This is a genomic window from Streptomyces sp. NPDC053069, assembly GCF_044546895.1.
Classification (GTDB): Bacteria; Actinomycetota; Actinomycetes; order Streptomycetales; family Streptomycetaceae; genus Streptomyces.
This window is the reverse complement of record NZ_JBITZN010000017.1, coordinates 77,632-97,457: the sequence shown is the minus strand read 5'-3', so window position 1 is coordinate 97,457 and position 19,826 is coordinate 77,632. Positions and strand designations below refer to the sequence as shown.

The 19,826-nt window shown below is 70.9% G+C and carries 21 protein-coding genes and 1 tRNA gene; 13 read left to right on the top strand and 9 right to left on the bottom strand.

Annotation, left to right across the window (positions count from 1 at the left end; all coding sequences use genetic code 11):
• Positions 1-438: 438 nt before the first annotated feature.
• A complete protein-coding gene (phoU, locus tag ACIGXP_RS32380; protein WP_351239677.1) occupies positions 439-1,128 on the bottom strand; it encodes a phosphate signaling complex protein PhoU in 690 nt (229 codons plus the stop codon).
• Positions 1,129-1,308: 180 nt separating this feature from the next.
• Here phoU and ACIGXP_RS32375 point away from each other — a divergent pair, with 180 nt between their 5' ends.
• Complete coding sequence (locus ACIGXP_RS32375) at positions 1,309-2,568, top strand: ATP-binding protein (protein WP_363213708.1); 1,260 nt, start codon at positions 1,309-1,311, stop codon at positions 2,566-2,568.
• Positions 2,565-3,245, top strand: coding sequence for a response regulator transcription factor (locus ACIGXP_RS32370; RefSeq protein WP_030342036.1), 681 nt, complete (start codon positions 2,565-2,567; stop codon positions 3,243-3,245). The genes ACIGXP_RS32375 and ACIGXP_RS32370 overlap by 4 nt, the downstream gene beginning before the upstream one ends.
• Positions 3,246-3,327: 82 nt before the next feature.
• Here ACIGXP_RS32370 and ACIGXP_RS32365 read toward each other — a convergent pair whose 3' ends face one another.
• Positions 3,328-4,023, bottom strand: a complete 696-nt coding sequence (locus ACIGXP_RS32365; RefSeq protein WP_399774450.1) for a DUF461 domain-containing protein — start codon at positions 4,021-4,023, stop codon at positions 3,328-3,330.
• 604 nt (positions 4,024-4,627) lie between these two features.
• On the opposite strand from ACIGXP_RS32365, the gene ACIGXP_RS32360 reads away from it, so the two are divergent.
• The 7 genes from ACIGXP_RS32360 (at position 4,628) to ACIGXP_RS32330 (ending at position 11,460) form a co-directional block, all read left to right on the top strand.
• A complete protein-coding gene (locus ACIGXP_RS32360) occupies positions 4,628-5,110 on the top strand; it encodes a CarD family transcriptional regulator (protein WP_003953493.1) in 483 nt (160 codons plus the stop codon).
• A gap of 317 nt (positions 5,111-5,427) precedes the next feature.
• Entirely contained in the window at positions 5,428-6,180 is a 753-nt protein-coding gene (ispD, locus tag ACIGXP_RS32355; protein ID WP_399774447.1) for a 2-C-methyl-D-erythritol 4-phosphate cytidylyltransferase, read from the top strand.
• A complete protein-coding gene (ispF, locus tag ACIGXP_RS32350) occupies positions 6,170-6,667 on the top strand; it encodes a 2-C-methyl-D-erythritol 2,4-cyclodiphosphate synthase (protein WP_399774444.1) in 498 nt (165 codons plus the stop codon). The genes ispD and ispF overlap by 11 nt, the downstream gene beginning before the upstream one ends.
• A gap of 57 nt (positions 6,668-6,724) precedes the next feature.
• Positions 6,725-7,129: a PPOX class F420-dependent oxidoreductase gene (locus tag ACIGXP_RS32345; protein ID WP_363213712.1), complete on the top strand. Its 405-nt coding sequence runs from the start codon at positions 6,725-6,727 to the stop codon at positions 7,127-7,129.
• Positions 7,130-7,188: 59 nt separating this feature from the next.
• Positions 7,189-8,589, top strand: a complete 1,401-nt coding sequence (gene cysS, locus ACIGXP_RS32340; RefSeq protein ID WP_363213713.1) for a cysteine--tRNA ligase — start codon at positions 7,189-7,191, stop codon at positions 8,587-8,589.
• Positions 8,590-8,680: 91 nt separating this feature from the next.
• Positions 8,681-9,622, top strand: a complete 942-nt coding sequence (gene rlmB / locus ACIGXP_RS32335) for a 23S rRNA (guanosine(2251)-2'-O)-methyltransferase RlmB (RefSeq protein WP_363213714.1) — start codon at positions 8,681-8,683, stop codon at positions 9,620-9,622.
• Between the two features lie 128 nt (positions 9,623-9,750).
• Entirely contained in the window at positions 9,751-11,460 is a 1,710-nt protein-coding gene (locus ACIGXP_RS32330; protein WP_399774440.1) for a DoxX family membrane protein, read from the top strand.
• Positions 11,461-11,518: 58 nt separating this feature from the next.
• On the opposite strand, the gene ACIGXP_RS32325 is transcribed toward ACIGXP_RS32330, so the two are convergent.
• The 3 genes from ACIGXP_RS32325 to ACIGXP_RS32315 all read right to left on the bottom strand — a co-directional run bounded on the left by ACIGXP_RS32325 (position 11,519) and on the right by ACIGXP_RS32315 (position 14,121).
• The gene (locus ACIGXP_RS32325) at positions 11,519-12,250 is read right to left on the bottom strand and encodes an NDP-sugar synthase (protein ID WP_399774438.1); all 732 of its coding nucleotides are present in this window, start codon (positions 12,248-12,250) and stop codon (positions 11,519-11,521) included.
• A gap of 63 nt (positions 12,251-12,313) precedes the next feature.
• Positions 12,314-12,775, bottom strand: a complete 462-nt coding sequence (locus ACIGXP_RS32320; RefSeq protein ID WP_399774435.1) for a hypothetical protein — start codon at positions 12,773-12,775, stop codon at positions 12,314-12,316.
• A gap of 209 nt (positions 12,776-12,984) precedes the next feature.
• On the bottom strand, positions 12,985-14,121 hold the full coding sequence (locus ACIGXP_RS32315) for a sn-glycerol-3-phosphate ABC transporter ATP-binding protein UgpC (protein ID WP_363213718.1): 1,137 nt from the start codon (positions 14,119-14,121) through the stop codon (positions 12,985-12,987).
• Positions 14,122-14,337: 216 nt separating this feature from the next.
• On the opposite strand from ACIGXP_RS32315, the gene ACIGXP_RS32310 reads away from it, so the two are divergent.
• Positions 14,338-14,411, top strand: a tRNA-Thr gene (locus ACIGXP_RS32310).
• A 53-nt stretch (positions 14,412-14,464) separates the two neighbouring features.
• Here the strand turns inward: ACIGXP_RS32310 and ACIGXP_RS32305 are convergent.
• A complete protein-coding gene (locus ACIGXP_RS32305; protein ID WP_399774432.1) occupies positions 14,465-15,871 on the bottom strand; it encodes an NAD(P)/FAD-dependent oxidoreductase in 1,407 nt (468 codons plus the stop codon).
• 10 nt (positions 15,872-15,881) lie between these two features.
• A complete protein-coding gene (locus ACIGXP_RS32300) occupies positions 15,882-16,535 on the bottom strand; it encodes a rhomboid-like protein (RefSeq protein ID WP_363213720.1) in 654 nt (217 codons plus the stop codon).
• A 150-nt stretch (positions 16,536-16,685) separates the two neighbouring features.
• Here ACIGXP_RS32300 and ACIGXP_RS32295 point away from each other — a divergent pair, with 150 nt between their 5' ends.
• Positions 16,686-16,817, top strand: a complete 132-nt coding sequence (locus ACIGXP_RS32295; protein ID WP_399774428.1) for a hypothetical protein — start codon at positions 16,686-16,688, stop codon at positions 16,815-16,817.
• A 9-nt stretch (positions 16,818-16,826) separates the two neighbouring features.
• Positions 16,827-17,306 (top strand): GNAT family N-acetyltransferase, encoded by a 480-nt coding sequence (locus tag ACIGXP_RS32290; RefSeq protein ID WP_363213721.1) that lies wholly within the window; start codon positions 16,827-16,829, stop codon positions 17,304-17,306.
• Here ACIGXP_RS32290 and ACIGXP_RS32285 read toward each other — a convergent pair.
• Positions 17,295-18,452 carry an NAD(P)-binding protein gene (locus tag ACIGXP_RS32285; RefSeq protein ID WP_399774424.1) on the bottom strand — a complete coding sequence of 386 codons (1,158 nt, stop codon included), beginning with the start codon at positions 18,450-18,452 and terminating at the stop codon, positions 17,295-17,297. The genes ACIGXP_RS32290 and ACIGXP_RS32285 overlap by 12 nt on opposite strands.
• A gap of 154 nt (positions 18,453-18,606) precedes the next feature.
• Here ACIGXP_RS32285 and ACIGXP_RS32280 point away from each other — a divergent pair, with 154 nt between their 5' ends.
• A complete protein-coding gene (locus tag ACIGXP_RS32280) occupies positions 18,607-19,296 on the top strand; it encodes a pentapeptide repeat-containing protein (RefSeq protein ID WP_399774421.1) in 690 nt (229 codons plus the stop codon).
• A 22-nt stretch (positions 19,297-19,318) separates the two neighbouring features.
• On the opposite strand, the gene ACIGXP_RS32275 is transcribed toward ACIGXP_RS32280, so the two are convergent.
• Entirely contained in the window at positions 19,319-19,819 is a 501-nt protein-coding gene (locus ACIGXP_RS32275; RefSeq protein WP_399774419.1) for a hypothetical protein, read from the bottom strand.
• Positions 19,820-19,826 lie beyond the last annotated feature (7 nt).

Sequence of the window (19,826 nt, the reverse complement as noted above, 5' to 3'; positions counted from 1 at the left end):
CGGGCAGGGCCGGTGCGAATCGCGTTCACACCGGCCCTACGACGTTCTGCAGTCCGTCAGCCGCACTGGCACGGCGCGCCCGACTGGCACCCGCACCCGCAGCCCGATCCGCACCCGCATGCGCCGATCAGCGGAAGGCTCGTGACGGGGGCGGGCTGGTCGGTCTCGCGCTCCTGCGTGGGGTCGGGCGTGGTGCTGGGGGATTCGGCCATGGGTCCCTCCTAGACGCTGGGGCAGGGGTGCCCTCGTCCATTTCATGCCCGTATCCCCCGGCGCATCAACGGCGCACGGAGGCGCCCCAGCGCCCCCGGAGCCGACCCCGCGGCCGACCCCGCATTCGGTCCCGCCACCGGTTGCGGCCCAGGCCCGTCTCAGCGCAAGCCCCCATAGCCCCGCAAGCCCCCACAGCCCCGCAGGGCCCGGCGGCCCTGCCCCGGATCACGCGCCCTCGACGCCCGTCACCGGCTGGATGTCCTGCTGGAGTTCGTCCGCGTGCTCGCCCGTGACCAGATAGACGACGCGCTTGGCGACGGCCACCGCGTGGTCGGCGTACCGTTCGTAGTAGCGGCCCAGCAGGGTGACGTCGACGGCGGTCTCGATGCCGTGCTTCCAGCGCTCGTCGATCAGGTGCTGGAACAGCGTGCGGTGCAGCAGGTCCATCTCGTCGTCGTCCTGCTCCAGCTGCAGCGCGAGGTCGATGTCCTTGGTGATGATCACCTCGGCCGCCTTCGCCATCAGGCGCTGCGCGAGCTGGCCCATCTCCAGGATCGTCGCGTGCAGGTCCTGGGGGACGGCCCGCGCGGGGAAGCGCAGGCGCGCCAGCTTCGCCACGTGCTGGGCCAGGTCGCCGGAGCGCTCCAGGTCGGCGGACATCCGCAGGGAGGTGACGACGATACGGAGGTCGGTCGCCACCGGCTGCTGCCGGGCGAGCAGGGCTATGGCCCGCGCCTCCAGGTCGTGCTGGAGCTCGTCGACCTTCTGGTCGGCCTCGATCACGCTCTCGGCCAGCTTCAGGTCGGCGTCCAGGATGGCGGTCGTGGCGCGCCCGATCGCCGACCCGACCAGCCGGGTCATCTCCACCAGACCGTCGCCGATCGAGTCAAGTTCCTCGTGGTACGCGTCCCGCATCAGGGCTCCCTCTCATAGGTGTGCTTGGTCCCCACGCTCCCACGTTCTGTCCCGCACGCGTCCGTTTCCGCCACCCCAAATGAACCAATCCTGGCTCCAAGGTGAACTCTGGGCGACGAGTGTCCGAGGTCGTCCCTCGACGGCTGGGGTCATGTCGTACCCCCTGCTTAACCTGGAGGCATGGACGTGAACGCGGCGGTCGCCGCAGCGGCAGCGATCGCCGGGGTGCTCACCGGCGTCATCGCCATGCTGGCGTTCCGCTGGAGCGAACGCGACCAGAAGCGACCGACCAGGACTTCCTTGCACACCGATCCCGTACTCCCGCCCGGCGTGGACACCGTACTGTCCGTGCTCCGCTCCTCGGCCGTCGTCCTCGACGAGGCCGACGCCGTCGTCAAGGCCAGCTCCGCCGCCTACGCCCTCGGGCTGGTCCGGGGCGGCAAACTCTCCGTCGAGCCGATGCTCCAGATGGCCCGGGACACCAGACGTGACGGCGAGATACGGCAGGTCGAGCTGGACCTGCCCCGGCGCGGCACCGGACGCGGCGAGGCCCTCGCGGTCTCCGCGCGCGTGGCCCCGCTCGGCTCCCGCCTGGTCCTGCTGCTGGTCGAGGACCTGACCGAGGCCAGACGTATCGAGGCCGTACGGCGCGACTTCGTGGCCAATGTGAGCCATGAGCTGAAGACGCCCGTCGGCGCGCTCTCCCTCCTCTCCGAGGCGGTCATGGACGCCTCCGACGACCCCGAGGCCGTACAGCGCTTCGCGGGCCGTATGCAGATCGAGGCGACCCGGCTGACCAATCTGGTCCAGGAGCTGATCGACCTCTCCCGGGTGCAGAACGACGACCCGCTGGAGGATGCCGAGCCCGTCCGCGTGGACGAGCTGGTCGCCGAGGCCATCGACCGCTGCCGCCACCAGGCAGGCACCAAGCAGATCACCATGGCCGCCGGAGGCATGGAGGACCTGGCCGTCTGGGGCAACCGGGGCCAGCTGGCCGCCGCCCTCGGCAACCTGGTCGAGAACGCCGTGAACTACTCCCCGGCCCGCACCCGGGTCGGCATAGCCGCCCGCCGGGTCAACGCTCCCGGCGGCGACCTGATCGAGCTGGCCGTGACGGACCAGGGCATCGGCATCTCCGACAAGGACAAGGAGCGCATCTTCGAGCGCTTCTACCGCGTCGACCCGGCCCGCTCCCGGCAGACCGGAGGCACCGGTCTCGGCCTCGCGATCGTCAAGCACGTGGTCGCCTCGCACGGCGGGGAGGTCACGGTCTGGAGCGCCGAAGGCCAGGGCTCCACGTTCACCCTCAGGCTGCCGGAGGCGGGCGCGGCCCGCGACCGCGCGCAACAGCACCCCGACCTCGACGAAGAAGACGAGGACGGCGGCGCCCCCGAGTCATCCCCGTACGAACCGCTTCCTGCCCCGGAGGTCCTTCCGTGACCCGAGTGCTCGTCGTCGAGGACGAGGAGTCCTTCTCCGACGCCCTGTCGTACATGCTCCGCAAGGAGGGCTTCGAGGTCGCCGTGGCGGCCACCGGCCCCGACGGACTCGACGAGTTCGAGCGCAACGGCGCCGACCTCGTCCTCCTCGACCTGATGCTGCCGGGTCTGCCCGGTACGGAGGTGTGCCGTCAGCTGCGCGGCCGCTCCAACGTCCCCGTGATCATGGTGACGGCCAAGGACAGCGAGATCGACAAGGTGGTCGGTCTGGAGATAGGAGCCGACGACTACGTCACCAAGCCCTTCTCCTCGCGCGAGCTGGTGGCCCGTATCCGGGCCGTGCTGCGCCGCCGCGGCGAGCCGGAGGAGGTCACCCCGGCCGCGCTGGAGGCGGGCCCGGTCCGCATGGACGTCGACCGCCACGTGGTGACGGTCGCCGGCTCCAAGGTCGACCTCCCCCTCAAGGAGTTCGACCTGCTGGAGATGCTGCTGCGCAACGCCGGCCGCGTGCTGACCCGCATGCAGCTCATCGACCGTGTCTGGGGCGCCGACTACGTGGGCGACACCAAGACCCTCGACGTCCACGTCAAGCGCCTGCGCGCCAAGATCGAACCGGATCCGGGCGCGCCCCGGTACCTGGTGACGGTGCGCGGTCTTGGCTACAAGTTCGAGCCGTAGACCGTACGGCCTTCCCGTACGCGGTGACGACGAAGGGCGGCGCCCCCGGCAGGGGTGCCGCCCTTCATTCGTGTCCCGGTGCTCAGCGGCCGGCCGCCGACTGGGAGGCGGAGTCGCTCGGGGTGGCGCCGGTGCTGGCGGTGCCGCTCGCGGTGCTGCTCGCCGTGTTGCTCGGGGAGGACGACGGGCTCGCCTTGCCGCCCTTGTGCGGCTTGCCGCCGGCGGAGGCGCCCGGCGCGGGGGAGTTCGTCGCCGGTCCGGACGGGATCTGGCTCGGGCCCCACTTGTCGAAGTAGCTGGTGGCCGGCACCACGAAGGCGCGCAGGCTCACGTCACCGGTCGTGCTGAAGGTGAAGGTGATCTTCTGCGCGTTGCCGTCCTGGACCGCCTCGCGACCGCTGGGGATCTCGGCGGAGGCGTTGTCCTTGCCACCGAGGGTCAGGGAACCGTGCGCCGGAATCGTCAGGCTCTGGCCCTTGGCGGGGGTCAGCTTCACGGTCGCGCTGCTGCCCGGGACCGCGATGGACTGCAGGGTCTGCGGGTCCTTGCCCATGTTGAACAGGGTCGCGGAGATCACGGCCGGGCCCGTCGACTTCAGGTCGGGCTGGGTGATGACCAGGGCGTTCTGGATCTTGATGTCGCCGACGCTGGTCGCCGCGTTGTCCGGCTTGACTTCCAGGGTCTGTGAGTTGTTGCCGGCGCCGCAGGCGGCGAGCGAGGCGATCGAGAAGACGATGGCGGAGGCGGCGAGGGCGCCGCGTCGAAGGCTGCTGCTCACGGCGGCGGCAACTCCTTGAACGCGCGGGCGGCTCCCTTATAAAGCCACCCTAAGTGTCTGTCAGCGGGCTTAGGTTACCGAGCCGTTCCCGGACGCCCGCACCCGACCCTCCCCGACCACCCTGCTTCCCTCCGGCTGGAGGTACCGCGAACCCCGCGTCACTCCGATCACACGTGACCCTCCAGTCACTTTGCCGGGCGCTCGTCCGCCATTCACATAACCGCTCGCAAAATTTCCGTGAAGGAATGCGCGACGGCCCCGGATATTGATCACGCGCCACCCCGTCCCGCGGCCGTTGATCAATTCCGGAATCGGCTCGGATCCGTCAGGGGCCACCGAACGGAGTAGCGGAAGTCGTACGCTTGGAACCGGACAAAACGGGACGTTCGTCCACTTGGAGACGGCTCCGGAAGTGTGTAACGTACGCGTTTCTCCCCGCCCGAAGAGCCCCTCCGACCTGCGAATTCCTCGTTCCGCAGGCCCCTCGCAGCACGTTCCTGTCGCAGTTGTCAAGCCCCGAGATATGCCCTGACCTGCGAAAACGCCATTCAGAAGACGCCGTATCCGTGTTACCCTGGATAGCCACGGAAGGGGTACCTGTCACATGACGTTCAAGGTTGGCGACACCGTGGTCTATCCCCATCACGGGGCCGCGCTGATCGAGGCCATCGAAACTCGCCAGATCAAAGGCGTGGACAAGACCTACTTGGTGCTGAAGGTCGCCCAGGGTGACCTGACGGTACGTGTGCCAGCGGACAATGCGGAGTTCGTCGGCGTGCGTGATGTGGTCGGTCAGGACGGGCTGGACCGGGTCTTCGAGGTGCTGCGCGCGCCGTACGCCGAGGAGCCCACGAACTGGTCGCGTCGCTACAAGGCAAACCTGGAGAAGCTCGCCTCCGGCGATGTCATCAAGGTCGCGGAAGTCGTGCGTGACCTGTGGCGTCGTGAGCGCGAGCGCGGACTGTCCGCCGGTGAGAAGCGCATGCTCGCCAAGGCACGCCAGATCCTGGTGAGCGAGCTGGCGCTCGCGGAGAACACGAACGAGGACAAGGCCGAAGCCCTGCTCGACGAGGTGCTCGCCTCCTGACGCGCCACGGCAGCGATCCTTCGCTCCCGCCACGCTCAGCACAGTAAATGCCGCGGTGCCCGATGACACTGATCCTGTCGCCGGGCGCTGCGGCATGTTCGTACCCAATGGCGCCGTATCCGGAAAAGCCCCGCTCTTCGCTGGTCTTCCGTGTTCTTCGGAAAGCCCCCGAGAAGCAAGCCCCCCGATACTTGATGTGCCGGGCCCGGGCAGATGGCTCGACCAGGGTCACGGAAAGGGTCCGGTCAAGGCGTCGCGCCCGGCACTCCTCCAGGCCATACCCACCTAGGTCGAGCACACAAACCTGACAGGAACCGATGTCTGACGAATCGCGCCCTTCGCCCGCGCCGACCCCCGTAGCCGCCGTGATTCCCGCCGCCGGCCGGGGCGTACGCCTCGGTCCGGGCGCCCCCAAGGCGCTGCGCGCGCTCAACGGCACACCCATGCTCATCCACGCGGCCCGCGCGCTCGCCGCGTCCCGCCATGTCTCCCTGGTGATCGTCGTGGCCCCGCCGGACGGCGCCGCCGAGGTCAAATCACTCCTCGACGCACACGCGCTGCCCGAGCGAACCGACTTCCTGGTCGTGCCCGGCGGCGAGTCCCGCCAGGAATCGGTCAAGCTCGGCCTGGACGCCCTGCCGCCCGAATACGGCATCGTCCTCGTCCACGACGCGGCCCGCCCGCTGGTCCCGGTCGACACGGTCGACGCGGTCATCGAGGCAGTCCGGGACGGCGCCCCCGCCGTCGTCCCCGCGCTCCCGCTCGCCGACACCGTCAAGGAGGTCGAGCCCGCGGCCGTCGCCGGGGACCCGGAACCGGTCGTCGCCACCCCCGAGCGGGCCCGCCTCCGCGCCGTCCAGACGCCGCAGGGCTTCGACCGCGCGACCCTGATCCGCGCCCACGAGACCGTCACCGCGGGCGTCACCGACGACGCGAGCATGGTCGAGCAGCTGGGCCTGACCGTCGTCGCCGTCCCCGGTCACGAGGAGGCCTTCAAGGTCACCCGTCCCCTCGACCTGGTCCTCGCCGAGGCGGTCCTCGCCCGCAGGAGGCTCAACGATGGCTTCTGAGCAGCCGCTGATCCTCCCCCAGGTCGGCATCGGCACCGACATCCACGCCTTCGAGGAGGGCCGCGAGCTGTGGTGCGCGGGCCTGAAGTGGGAGGGCGAGGGGCCGGGCCTGGCCGGGCACTCCGACGCCGACGTCGTCGCCCACGCGGCCTGCAACGCCCTCTTCTCCGCCGCCGGGCTCGGTGACCTCGGACAGCACTTCGGCACCGGCCGCCCCGAGTGGTCGGGAGCCTCCGGGACCACCCTCCTCACCGAGGCGGCCCGGATCGTCCGCGAGGCCGGCTTCACCATCGGCAACATCGCCGTCCAGGTGGTCGGCCCCCGCCCGAAGATCGGCAAGCGGCGCGACGAGGCCCAGAAGATCCTCTCCGAAGCGGCCGGCGCGCCCGTCTCCGTCTCCGGCGCGACGACCGACGGCCTCGGCTTCCCGGGCCGCGAGGAGGGCCTGATGGCGGTGGCGACTGCGCTCGTCGTGCGGGTGAGCTGAGGGCGTGCGAGGGTACCCACACGACCACCAGTGATCCCTGGACTCCGGAGGGTGCCCATGTCCGCCGTACTGTCCGACCGTCTGAAGTCCCTGCTCGACCGCAAGGTGTTCATCGTCGTCGGCACCCTCCAGCCCGACGGCAGCCCGCAGCTGTCACCGGTCTGGGTGAAGCGGGACGGCGACGATCTCCTCTTCTCCACCACGGTCGACCGCCGCAAGAAGAAGAACCTGGACCGCGACAACCGCGTGACGGTCGTCGTCATGGACCCGGACCAGCCCTACGAGTACGCCGAGATCCGCGGCACCGCCGAGACGACGACCGACGGCGCCCCGGAACTCATCGACGAACTGAGCGAGAAGTACACGGGCCGGAAGTACGCCGACTTCAACCCCGACTCGGTCAACGACGCCCAGCGAGTGGTCGTACGCATCACGCCCCGGAAGGTCGTCGGGAGGCTCTGAAGCCCGGCATTGCGGGGAAGGGGCGTGAGGCACCCTCTCGCGCCCACTACTCTGGAGTGGTGACTATTCGCCTGTACGACACCAGCGCCCGGCAGATCCGTGACTTCACCCCGCTCAAGCCGGGTTGCGTCTCGATCTACCTGTGTGGCGCCACCGTGCAGGCGGCACCGCACATCGGGCACATCCGCTCGGGGCTCAACTTCGACATCATGCGCCGGTGGTTCGCGTACCGCGGCTATGACGTGACGTTCATCAGGAACGTCACCGACATCGACGACAAGATCATCACCAAGGCCCACGAGCAGGGCCGGCCCTGGTGGTCGATCGGGTACGACAACGAGCGCGCCTTCAACGAGGGCTACACCGCTCTCGGCTGCCTGCCGCCGACGTACGAGCCGCGCGCCACCGGCCACATCACCGAGATGGTCGAGATGATGCAGCGCCTCATCGAGCGCGGGCACGCCTACGCCGCCGACGGCAACGTCTACTTCGACGTACGGTCCTTCCCGTCCTACCTCCAGCTGTCCCGGCAGGAGCTGGACAACCTGCTGCAGCCCTCCGCCGAGGGCGAGACCGGCAAGCGGGACTCGCGGGACTTCGCGATGTGGAAGGCGGCCAAGCCGGGCGAGCCGACCTGGCCCACCCCGTGGGGGGAGGGCCGGCCCGGCTGGCACCTGGAGTGCTCGGCGATGGCGCACAAGTACCTCGGCAGCGCCTTCGACATCCACGGCGGCGGCCTGGACCTGATCTTCCCGCACCACGAGAACGAGATCGCCCAGGCCAAGGCCTACGGCGACGACTTCGCCCGGTACTGGGTGCACAACGCCTGGGTCACCATGGCCGGCGACAAGATGTCCAAGTCGCTCGGCAACAGCGTGCTCGTGTCCGAGATGGTCAAGCAGTGGCGGCCCATCGTGCTGCGCTACTACCTGGGCACCCCGCACTACCGCTCGATGATCGAGTACAGCGAGGAGTCGCTGCGCGAGGCCGAGTCGGCGTTCGCCCGGATCGAGGGCTTCGTGCAGCGGGTCACCGAGCTGGCCGGCAAGACCGTCGAACCGGCCGCCGAGGTCCCGCCCGCCTTCGCCGAGGCGATGGACGACGACCTGGGCGTCCCGCAGGCCCTCGCCGTCGTGCACACCACGGTCCGGCAGGGCAACAGCGCGCTGGCCGCCGACGACAAGGAAGCCGCCGTCGCCCGGCTCGCCGAGGTGCGGGCCATGCTCGGCGTCCTCGGCATGGACCCGCTCGATGCGCAGTGGGCGGGAGATTCCGACCAGGGCGAAGACCTGCACGGCGTGGTCGACAGCCTCGTCCGTCTGGTCCTCGACCAGCGTGAGTCCGCCCGCGCCCGCAAGGACTGGACGACGGCCGACGCCATCCGCGACCAGCTGAGCCAGGCGGGCCTGGTCATCGAGGACAGCCCGCAGGGCCCGCGCTGGACCCTGGGTCCGCGCTGAGCACCGGCTCTTGATCGATTGTGCCGCCCGGCCCCCCGGGCGGCACACTGCATAGACGTACGCACACTTTTTCGGAGAGAACAGGTAGGTCATGGCCGCGAACAACCGCCGCATGTCCGGCAAGAAGGGCGCGCAGGTCGGCTCCGGCGGCCAGCGGCGCAAGGGCCTGGAGGGCAGGGGACCGACCCCGCCCGCCGAGATGCGCAAGGGCCACAAGAAGAACCGCATCGCCACCGCCAAGGCCAAGCAGGCCGCGCGCCGTCCCATGGCCCGGGGCCGAGGCGGCAAGTCGACCTCCGAGCTGGTCGTCGGCCGTAACCCGGTCGTCGAGGCACTCCGCGAGGGCGTGCCCGCCTCGACCCTCTACGTCCAGCAGTTCATCGACAACGACGAGCGCGTCCGCGAGGCCCTCCAGCTCGCCGCCGAGCGCGGCGGCATCAACCTGATGGAGGCCCCGCGCCCCGAGCTGGACCGCATGACGAACGGCCTCAACCACCAGGGCCTGGTCCTGCAGGTCCCGCCGTACGAGTACGCGCACCCCGAGGACCTGCTCGACGCCGCCGCCGACGAGGGCGAGGACCCGCTGGTCGTCGCGCTGGACGGGGTCACCGACCCGCGCAACCTCGGCGCGGTCGTCCGCTCCGTCTCCGCCTTCGGCGGCCACGGCGTGGTCGTGCCCGAGCGCCGCTCGGCCGGCATGACCGCCGGCGCCTGGAAGACCTCCGCCGGCACCGCCGCCCGCACCCCGGTCGCCCGCGCCACCAACCTCACCCGGACGCTGGAGGCCTACAAGAAGGCCGGCGTCACGGTCGTCGGCCTGGCGGCGGACGGCGAGGTGGAACTCGGTGACCTGGAGGCCCTGGAGGGCCCCGTCGTCATCGTCGTCGGCAGTGAGGGCAAGGGCCTGTCCCGCCTCGTCGGGGAAACCTGCGACTTCCGCGTGCGCATTCCGATGCCGGGTGGCGCGGAGTCGCTGAACGCGGGTGTCGCGGCCGGCATCGTCCTGTACGAGGCGGCCAGCAGGCGGAGCTGAACAACCGTCCGCAACTTCACCCCTGCGGGGGAATTTCGGCGCCCATATGGCGTTCGAGGCGGCTTTGACGGGGTCCGGACACATCCGCCCGGTCAAAGCAGTGTCCTAACACCACGTCACTCGGTTAGATGCGTGTGGACACCAGAACACCCCGCACACCCACGGGGGACCGCTCGTCGGGGTACGACGACGCTCCCGCGCTGAGCATGGTGAAGGTGCCGAGCGATCCGGCGCAGGTCATCGTCAATCACGTCAGCTTCCGCGTGCAGCTGGGCGCATCGGCGAGGCGCGCCCAATCCCCGCGGATCGCCCGGCTCCTGAGTGCCGCCCAGGACACCCCCCGCATGCCCGTCGTGGGTACCGCGGGCCGGGCCGGCGCCACCGGCCGACGCCGCCCCGTCGTGTGGAGCGGCAAGTCCGCCCCCGACGACACCGGCGCCCACCGGCTCCTCCAGGCCGTGCGGGGCAGCAGCGTCCGCCACGCCGACGAGCCCGAAGCCGGAGCCACCCAGGTCATCCCGCGCGTCCAGACCGGCTACGCCGACACCTACGACGAGCTGGACCAGACCGTCGAGACCCCCGTCGTCGGCCACCAGCGCACCGCCCCCGACGCCGACGGCACCCGCCTGCTGCCGCACATGCGCACGGTGAGCGGCGCCTACGACGACCCGCCCCACCCGGACGCCGACCTCGAACCGTACGACGGCCATGGCGCCGACGACTACGACGACTACGGCGACCACGACGACTACGACGACCACGACCACTACGACGACGCGTCCGAGCAGGACGCCCCCCGCCCCGCCAGGCGCCACGGGGACGACCCCTCCCGGCACGCCTACTACCCCGGCCGCCGGATGAACCTCGGCGTGGTCCTGCTCCCGCTGCGCATCTTCCTGGGTTTCATCTCCATCTACGCCGGTATGGGCAAGCTGTGCGACCCCGTCTACTTCGACGGCGGCAAGCGCGGCTCGATGGTCAAGTGGCTCAACACCCTGCACCCCTGGGACGTGGCCGAACCCCTGCGCCAGTTCGCCCTGCACCACCCGGTCGGCTCCGGCCTGGTCATCGCCTTCCTCCAGGTGGTCGTCGGTGTGCTGACCGTCCTGGGCTGCTGGCAGCGCGTGGCCGCGGTGCTCGGCGCCCTGCTCTCCGCCGCGCTGATCGTCACCGTCAGCTGGAAGACGGTCCCCGCCTACGACACCCCCGACATCATCTACCTCGCCGCCTGGTCCCCGCTGATCATCGCCGGCGCCCCGGTCTACTCCGTGGACGGCCGCATCGCGGCCAGCGCCTGGCGCCGCCTCGGCCCCCGCGCCGACATCTGGGACCTGCGCCAGTACGTCCTGCGCCGCGGCGCACTGATCACCGTCGTCACGGTCGGTCTCACCCTGCTGGTCGGCTCCCTGCTCGGCGGCGCCGTACGCGACTCCAGCCGCGTGGTCGTGCCCGGCCCCGGCGAGGCCCCCCGCAACAACCTCCCCGGCTCCCCGCTCCCCCAGGACACCGGCAGCCGGACCAGGAAGACACCGTCGGCCTCCAGCTCGCCCACGGGCGGCGCCACGGTCGGCGCGAGTCCGTCCGGCGCGGTGTCGACTCCGGGCGCGACCAGGGCCGCCGGCGGTACGACCGCGGCCCCCAGCCAGACCCAGGGCACCACGGGCCAGACCCCGCCCCGCCAGTCCGCCCCGACCGGCGGCGCCCCCAGCACCACGGCCGGCCCCACCGGCACCGGTGGCACATCGACCGGGGGCAGCTCGTCATCGGGCGGTTCGAGCAGTTCCGGCGGCAACTCGTCCGGCGGCCAGGAGGGCCTGGTGGGCGGCCTGCTGGGCTGACGGCAACGACACAGGAGAGGGCCCCGTACCGGAAGAGGTACGGGGCCCTTTCGATGCACTACCGCCCCAGAGCCGCCAGCTCCTTGGCCGCCTCCGTCAGATCCTTCGCCGTGTCGATGGCCCGCCAGTACGCCCCCTGCGGAATCGGGAACCCGAAAAGCCTCCGCTCCCGGGCCAGCCCGGGGAACGTGGTCCGCTCGTGATCCCCCCGCTCGGGCAGCAACTCCGCGAACTCGGGCGAGAAGACATACACACCCGCGTTGATCTCGAACGTCGACGGCGGAGCCTCGATGAAGTCGGTGATGTGCCCGAACCCGTCCGTCTTCACCGCCCCCCAGGGGATCCGCGGCCGGGCCAGGGCCAGGGTCGCGACGGCATCCCGCTCGGTGTGGAAGTCGGCCATGTCCCGCAGGGAGAAGCGGGTCCAGATGTCGCCGTTCGTGGCGTACCAGGGCCGGTCGGGGCGGGGAAGATGCGCGGCGGCGTACTTGAGGCCGCCGCCACGGCCGAGGGGCTCGGTCTCCACCACGGTGGTGACGGAGACGGGCAGGTCGGCGGAGTCCAGCCATTTCTGCAGGACGTCCGCGAGGTGGCCGCAGGAGACCACCACGTCGGTCACGCCTTCCTCGGCGAGCCAGGTCAGCTGGTGGCCGATGATCGGAGTGCCCGTGCCGGGGATCTCGACCATCGGCTTGGGCCGGTCGTCGGTGTAGGGACGCAGCCGGGAGCCCTGGCCACCGGCCAGGACCACGGCTTGAGTGGGGCGCGACGCGGCGTTCGGATCGGTCATGACCGCACTGTACGTGGCGCCCCGCCCCGGCCGGCCAGGAGCGGCGCGTTCCGTGAGGAGCCGTCAGCCGCGTGCGGCGAGGACGCCGGAGGCGAACGACGTGTCGCACACCGGGCGGGCGTAGGACTGCGCGCGCGGAACGCCGTACATGCGCGCCGCGGCCTGGCCGAGGGAGCGGGCGATGGCGGTGCAGTGCTTGGCCAGCGAGGGGTGGCCGTTGACGGCCTGCTGGAGGTGGGTCAGGACGACCCCCGGGTCCTTCTTCTGCAGCTCGGTGATCAGCCGGTCGCGGAGCACGTCCTGCGGGGCGCGGGAGGCCGTCTTGGCGGAGAGCGCCGCCGACGAGACGTCCGAGGCGGCCAGCGCCGAGCTGGAGGGGCTCCCCGTCCAGTTGACCCGGGTGACCGCGAGGGTCCCGGAGAGCACCAGGACGACGGGCAGGACGAGGGCGAGAGTGCGGCCGATCCGGCGGGCAGGGCCGCCCCGATGGCCGCGTCGCGTCTGTGGAGTGGTGGAGTGCTTCACGCGTGTGAGGGTAGCGCGGGGTAATGATTTGGCGACATTTAGTCACCCCTTTGGGGGATGGGATGCCGCTTTTTTCTGGGTAGGGGGTTGACGCGCCACGCCCGAAATGATCGCTGTGCCGGGATATATCCGGGGGTGTGTCTCACACGAAAGGGGCCCTGCGGCACTCCGCAGGGCCCCTTTCGTCAACCTGGGTGCAAACGCGCTGCTCAGTCGGAGAGGCGCTCACCCGTGGACGTGGAGAACACGTGGATCTCGCCCGGCCGCGGCACCACGTGCAGGGTGGAGCCCTTCTCCGGCACCTGACGGCCATTGACGCGGACCACCAGGTCCTTCAGCTCGCCACCGACCTCGGCGGTGCCGTAGACGTAGCCGTCGGCGCCCAGCTCCTCGACGACGTTCACGGAGACCGCGAGACCGGCCGGCGCGTCCGCGGCGTCCTTGGACAGCGAGGCGGCGACGGAGCCGCCCAGCTCGACCACGTCGAAGTGCTCGGGCCGGACACCGACGGTCACCGTGCGGTCACCCTTGTCCGAGGCGGCCGTCAGCGCCTCCCGGTTGACGGGAACGACACTGTTGCCGAACTTCACGCCGCCGTCGGCGATCGGGACCTCGACCAGGTTCATGGCCGGGGAGCCGATGAAGCCGGCGACGAAGAGGTTCGCGGGCTTGTCGTACATGTTCCGCGGCGAGTCGACCTGCTGCAGCAGACCGTCCTTGAGCACGGCCACCCGGTCGCCCATCGTCATGGCCTCGACCTGGTCGTGGGTGACGTAGACGGTGGTGATGCCGAGCCGGCGCTGCAGGCTGGCGATCTGCGTACGGGTGCTCACACGGAGCTTGGCGTCCAGGTTGGACAGCGGCTCGTCCATGAGGAAGACCTGCGGCTCACGCACGATCGCGCGGCCCATGGCGACACGCTGCCGCTGACCGCCGGAGAGCGCCTTGGGCTTGCGGTCCAGGTACTCGGTGAGGTCGAGGATCTTCGCGGCCTCCTCGACCTTCTGCCGGATCTCCGCCTTGTTGACGCCGGCGATCTTGAGCGCGAAGCCCATGTTGTCGGCGACCGTCATGTGCGGGTACAGGGCGTAGTTCTGGAACACCATGGCGATGTCCCGGTCCTTGGGCGGCAGGTGCGTGACGTCGCGGTCACCGATGCGGATGGCGCCGCCGTTGACGTCCTCCAGGCCCGCGAGCATCCGCAGCGAGGTGGACTTTCCGCAGCCCGACGGGCCGACCAGGACGAGGAACTCGCCGTCCTCGATCGCGATGTCGAGCGCGTCGACGGCGGGCTTGGTGGAACCCGGGTAGATCCGGGTCGCCTTGTCGAACGTGACAGTGGCCATGGTGAATGGGCCCCCTTCTACCGGCAGGAACGTGCCGGACGATCCGTTGTAGGAAGGTGGTTGGTGTAGTCCACCCAGGTGAACTGCGTGAACTGGCTCAGGACGGTACCTGGCGTTCACTCGTTCTGTCAGTACCCGGGCCCCGGTGAACTTCGCGGAAATTTTCGACAGGAGCGGGCCCGGACGTGGGTACACTGCACGGGCGCGCATGCGCAGGCCTCCTTAGCTCAGCTGGTCAGAGCGCCGCTCTTGTAAAGCGAAGGTCGTCGGTTCGAATCCGACAGGGGGCTCCGGATGCACAGCGGCCCCGGACTTCTCGTCCGGGGCCGTTTGTCGTGTTCGGTCAGTGTCTGCCGGCCACCCGGTCCGCCACCTTTGCCAGGCGCGAGGACGCCGTCCCCGGGTGGAGGCGTTCGTGCTGGTCGGCGGTGCGGTAGGTGGCGTACATGCCGTGGACGCCCAGCCAGCGGAAGGGTTCCGGTTCCCACTTGCGGACCTTGTGGTTCACCCAGGGCAGGTCCGTCAGCTCGGTGCGGCCGGCCTGGCCGGAGTCCTGCTGGACGAGGTCGCGCAGGGTGCGGGCGGCCAGGTTGGCGGTGGCGACGCCGGAGCCGACGTAGCCGCCGGCCCAGCCGAGGCCGGTGGAGCGGTCGAGTGTCACCGTGGCACACCAGTCGCGCGGCACGCCGAGGACGCCCGACCAGGCGTGTTCCACGCGCACGCCGGCCAGGGAGGGGAAGAAGCGGGTCAGGATCTCGTGCAGGGCCTCGATGGTCGCCGGCTGCGTACGGCCGTCGTTGTCCGTCCTCGACCCGAAGCGGTAGGGCGCCCCGCGTCCGCCCAGCGCGATCCGGCCGTCGGCGGTGCGCTGTGCGTACATGTAGGCGTGGGCCATGTCGCCGAGGGTTTCGCGGCCGTCCCAGCCGATCGCCGCCCACTGGTCCTCGGTCAGCGGCTCGGTGGCGATCATGGAGGAGTTCATGGGGAGCCAGGTGCGTTTCTGGCCCTTCAGTGACGCCGTGAAGCCCTCGGTGCAGCGCAGGATGTACGGGGCGCGGACCGTGCCGTACGGGGTGACGGCGTGCTTGGGGCGGATCTCCGTCACCGGGGTGGACTCGTGGACGGTGACGCCCAGGGCGTCCACCACGGCCGCCAGGCCCTTCACCAGCTTCACCGGGTGCAGCCGGGCGCCGTGCGGGGTCCAGGTGGAGCCGACCGCGTCCGCGATGCGGATCCGCTCGGCCGTCTCCCGGGCGCCGTACAGCTCGCGGTCCTTCTCGCCGTACGACAGCTCGTGCTCGTGGAAGGCCTTCAGGCGGGCCAACTGGGCGGGTGTGGTGGCGACTTCGAGAACACCGCCCCGGTGTACGTCCGCCTCGATGCCCTCGGCCCCGGCGACCGCGACGACCTCGGCCACGGTGTCGTTCATCGCCTTCTGCAGCCGTACCGCGGCGTCACGGCCGTGCAGCCTGGCGTACCGGTCGCGGCCGGCGATGCCGTTGTAGAGCCAGCCGCCGTTGCGGCCGGAGGCGCCGTAGCCGCAGAACTTCTGCTCCAGGACGGTGATGCGGAGGAAGGGGGCGGCCTTCTTCAGGTAGTACGCCGTCCACAGGCCGGTGTAGCCGCCGCCGACGATGACGACGTCGGCGGACGCGTCGCCGGTCAGCGGCTCCCGGACCGCGGGAAGGCCGTCGTCCGCGTACCAGAAGGAAATCCCGCCGTTGACGACACTGCTTGCCGAGCTGCTCATGGCGGGGACGTTAACCCCTGAGCGCGGCCAGTGTCTCCTTCGGATTCCATGCTTTTCCGCGGCCCCTCGTCAGCGGATAGCAGGCCAGTCCGATCAGTACGGAGACGAAGTGGCCGAGTTCGGTGAAGGACCGTCCCACGGCCAGCGACAGCCCGAACAGGGCCGGTACCACCAGCAGGTACGCGTACCGCCAGGGTGTCGCGATCCGGTAGGTGAGCACGCCCATGACCCCGGCGAGCGCGTAACTCACGCCGACATCCAGGGTGTTGACCGCCGAGTGCGGGGCGATGCCGTCCCGGATCGCCATCAGCAGGGCGCCCTCGCTGATCAGTGTGGCCAGCACGTGCGCCAGCGCGCACACCGAGAGCCAGCGGGCGGTGCCCAGCCAGCGCTCGGCCGGTGCGTGGAACACCGTGTACAGCACGGCGTACGGGATCCAGTGGCCGCTGTCGATCCACATCGCGCTGGCCACCAGCACCCGGACCGGGTTGCGGGACAGCTCATGGATATTGGTCGACCGCTGCCGCAGGAAGTGCTGCTCGAACTCCGGTGACATGCGGTGCAGGGCGACGGTCGTGACGAACAGGATCGCCAGCCACACGTACGTGCCGGGGGCGCTGCGGAGGTACGCCCGCACGCCGCCGGAGCCCCGGATATTTCGCATGAACCGATTCACGCACGTCTGTATCGTCCGGTCCGTGATTGACATCCCCGGTGATCTGGCGGAAGCGCAGGACAGATACAACGGCGCGTCGGGCCGGGCCTTCGTCGAGCTCGACCCCAAGCCGCTCGCGGGTGACCCCGGCTTCGAGCTGTGGGCCTGGACCGGGAGCGGGCCCGTGCCTGGACGCTGGGCCGGCTGCTGCAGAACGCCCTGTGGGACGTGGCGGGCGGCCGGCCGCTGGAGGAACGCCGGCTGGAGATCGCCCGTCGGCTCACGGGCTAGCCTCGCCGCATGATTCGTACCGCGATACCCGCCGACATCCCCGTCATCCATGCCCTGATCCGTGAGCTGGCCGAGTACGAGAAGGCACCACAGGAGGCGCGGGCGAGCGCGGAGCAGTTGCGGGACGCCCTGTTCGGGGAGCGGCCGGCGGCGTTCGCGCACATGGCGGTGGACGACGCCACCGGGGAGGCCGTGGGGTTCGCGCTGTGGTTTCTGAACTTCTCCACCTGGCGCGGGGTGCACGGGATCCATCTGGAGGACCTCTACGTCCGGCCGAGTGCGCGCGGCGCCGGGCACGGGCGGGCGCTGCTGACGGAGCTGGCGCGCATCTGTGTGCAGCGCGGGTACGGGCGTCTGGAGTGGTCGGTGCTCGACTGGAACCGGCCCGCGATCGGTTTCTACGAGGCGCTCGGTGCGCGTCCGCAGGACGAGTGGACGGTGTACCGGCTCACGGACGGGGCGCTGACGGCGCTGGGCTCAGACCACTGACGACTGTCCGGACCGGCCGAGGACCAGGGACACCGCCGTGACCGCGCTGTTGAAGGACACCTCCGACAGCACACCGGGTGCCGCGACCTGGTCGCCCGCGAGGTAGACGCCGTCGCCGCGGTCCACGGCGGGCCGGTCCCGCCAGCTGCTCCCCGGCGGGTCCACGGCTCCCGTACGGCCGTCCGCCACCGCCTCGCGCCGCCAGGTCAGCCGCTCCCGCCAGCCCGGGAAGCCCAGATCGAGCAGTTCCTCGGCACGGGCGAGACCGGCGGCGCGGGACTCGCCCGGGGCGATCGGGATCTGCCCCTGGATCAGCTGCTCCCCGGCGGGCGCGAGGGACCGGTCCGGTGCCGTGCACCGTTCGAGCCAGCCGGTCGCGTCGAGGTCCGAGAGGACGAAGGGGTCACCGCGCCGGGTCCGCAGGGCGAGGTCGAGCAGGACGGTGCGGCCGCTGGGCCAGGTCAGCGCGTCGTCGCCGAGCAGCCGGCGGGCGGCCGGCAGGGAGGTGGCGACGACCACGGGGGTGCCGGCGGGCAGTTCGTCGACGCGGGCGAGCGTCTCGATCCGCACGCCCAGTTTCCGGGCCCGCGCGGCCATCCGGTCGATGACGGAAGCCCAGCCGCCGACCGGGTAGTGCGCCTCCGGCGGCAGCTTGGTGGCCCGGCGCAGGCGCTCCTGCACGAACGCGGCGGACAGGGCGCCCGGGTCGTGGTGGAAGAGGGCGACTGCCGCGTAGTGGGCCGCGGCGCGGGCGCCCTCCTCGCCGGCGACCTCGGTCGCCCAGCTCAGGAAGTCGGCGTCGACGGGTGCCTGGCGGACGCCGGGGCGCAGCAGCTTGAGCATCCCGAAGGGCGGGGTGCGGCGCAGGACGCCGTGGTGGCGCAGCCGCAGCCGGGCCGCCTCCAGCGGCGGGATCGGGGCGAGCGGGCCGATCAGGTCGCGCTGCCTGAGCCAGCTCCAGTGCGGGCCGCCGTTGTAGAGGGCGTGCGGGCCCTCGTTGGTGCGGTACGGCCCTTCGGCGGTGCGGGCCCGGCCGCCCAGTGTGTGGTGGGCCTCGTACAGGGTGACCCCGGCGCCCGCCTCGGCGGCGGTGATCGCGGCGGTGAGTCCGGCGAAACCGCCGCCGACGACGGTGATGGCCTGCATGGGACAGTCCCTCCCTCGGATCGGTTCACCTGGTCGGTGACTTCGTGACGTCGATGCTTCGGTGACTACGACGGCCGGGGCGCGCCGGACTGTGACATCGGAGGGGTTTTCGCAGGTCGGTCGGATTGTCAGTGGCGGGGTGCAGCATGGGGGCATGGCGAGGAGAGTGACGGGCGGCCGTGCGGCGGGCCGGGCAGGGGTGAAGCGTGCGCGACGGCCGGAGCTGCGGCTGCCGCCCCTGGAGCCCTGGGCGGACGGGGAGTTGCGGGCCGACGGGGACTATGACGGGCTGGAGTTCCGGCACGCGGACCTCACCGGGCAGGACGGGGTGGGCGCCCGGTTCATGGACTGCGCGCTGACGGGCTGCGCGGTGGACGGCACGGCGCTGGGCCGGGCCAGAGTGCTGGACTCGGTCCTGACGGGACTGCGCGGGGTGGGCACGCATCTGGCCGAGTCCACGTTGCGGGACGTGGAGCTGATCGACGCCCGGCTGGGCGGCACGCAGCTGCACGGCGCCGTCCTGGAACGGGTCGTGGTGCGCGGCGGCAAGATCGACTACTTGAACCTGCGCGAGGCCCGCCTCAAGGACGTCGTCTTCGAGTCCTGCATGCTGGTCGAGCCGGACTTCGCGGGCGCGAGCCTGGAGCGGGTGGAGTTCGTCGACTGCGCGCTGAGAGAGGCCGACTTCGGCGGTGCGACGCTGCAGGACGTGGACCTGCGCGGGGCCGCCCCGCTGGAGATCGTGCGGGGCCTGGACCGGCTGTCGGGAGCGGTGATCAGCACCGGGCAGCTGCTGGATCTGGCCCCGGTGCTGGCGGCGGAGCTGGGGATCCGGGTGGAGTAGCGGCCCGGGCCCTGCCGGGGCTCTACGGCACGCGGGGAAAGCGGGCCTGGAGTGTCCAGATCGCCGGGTTTTCCGACAGGTCCTCATGGAGGTCGGTGAGGTCCGCGATCAGGTCGTGCAGGAAGTCGCGGGCCTCGCGGCGCAGTTCGGTGTGGGAGAAGGACAGCGGGGACTCCTCGGCCGGCACCCAGTCGGCGGTGATGTCCACCCAGCCGAAGCGGCGCTCGAAGAGCATCCGGTCGGTGGACTCGGTGAAGTCCAGCTCCGCCCGCTGCGGCCGGGCGGCGCGGGAGCCCATCGGATCCCGGTCCAGCCGTTCCGCGATGTCGCACAGCGCCCACGCGAAGTCCAGCACGGGCACCCATCCCCAGGCTGTGGACAGTTCCCGGTCCGTGGTCGTGTCCGCGAGATAGACGTCCCCGCAGAACAGGTCGTGCCGCAGCGCGCGGACGTCCGCGCGGCGGTAGTCGGTCTGCGGGGGGTCGGGGAACCGGTTGGAGAGGGCGTAGCCGATGTCGAGCACGGGAGAG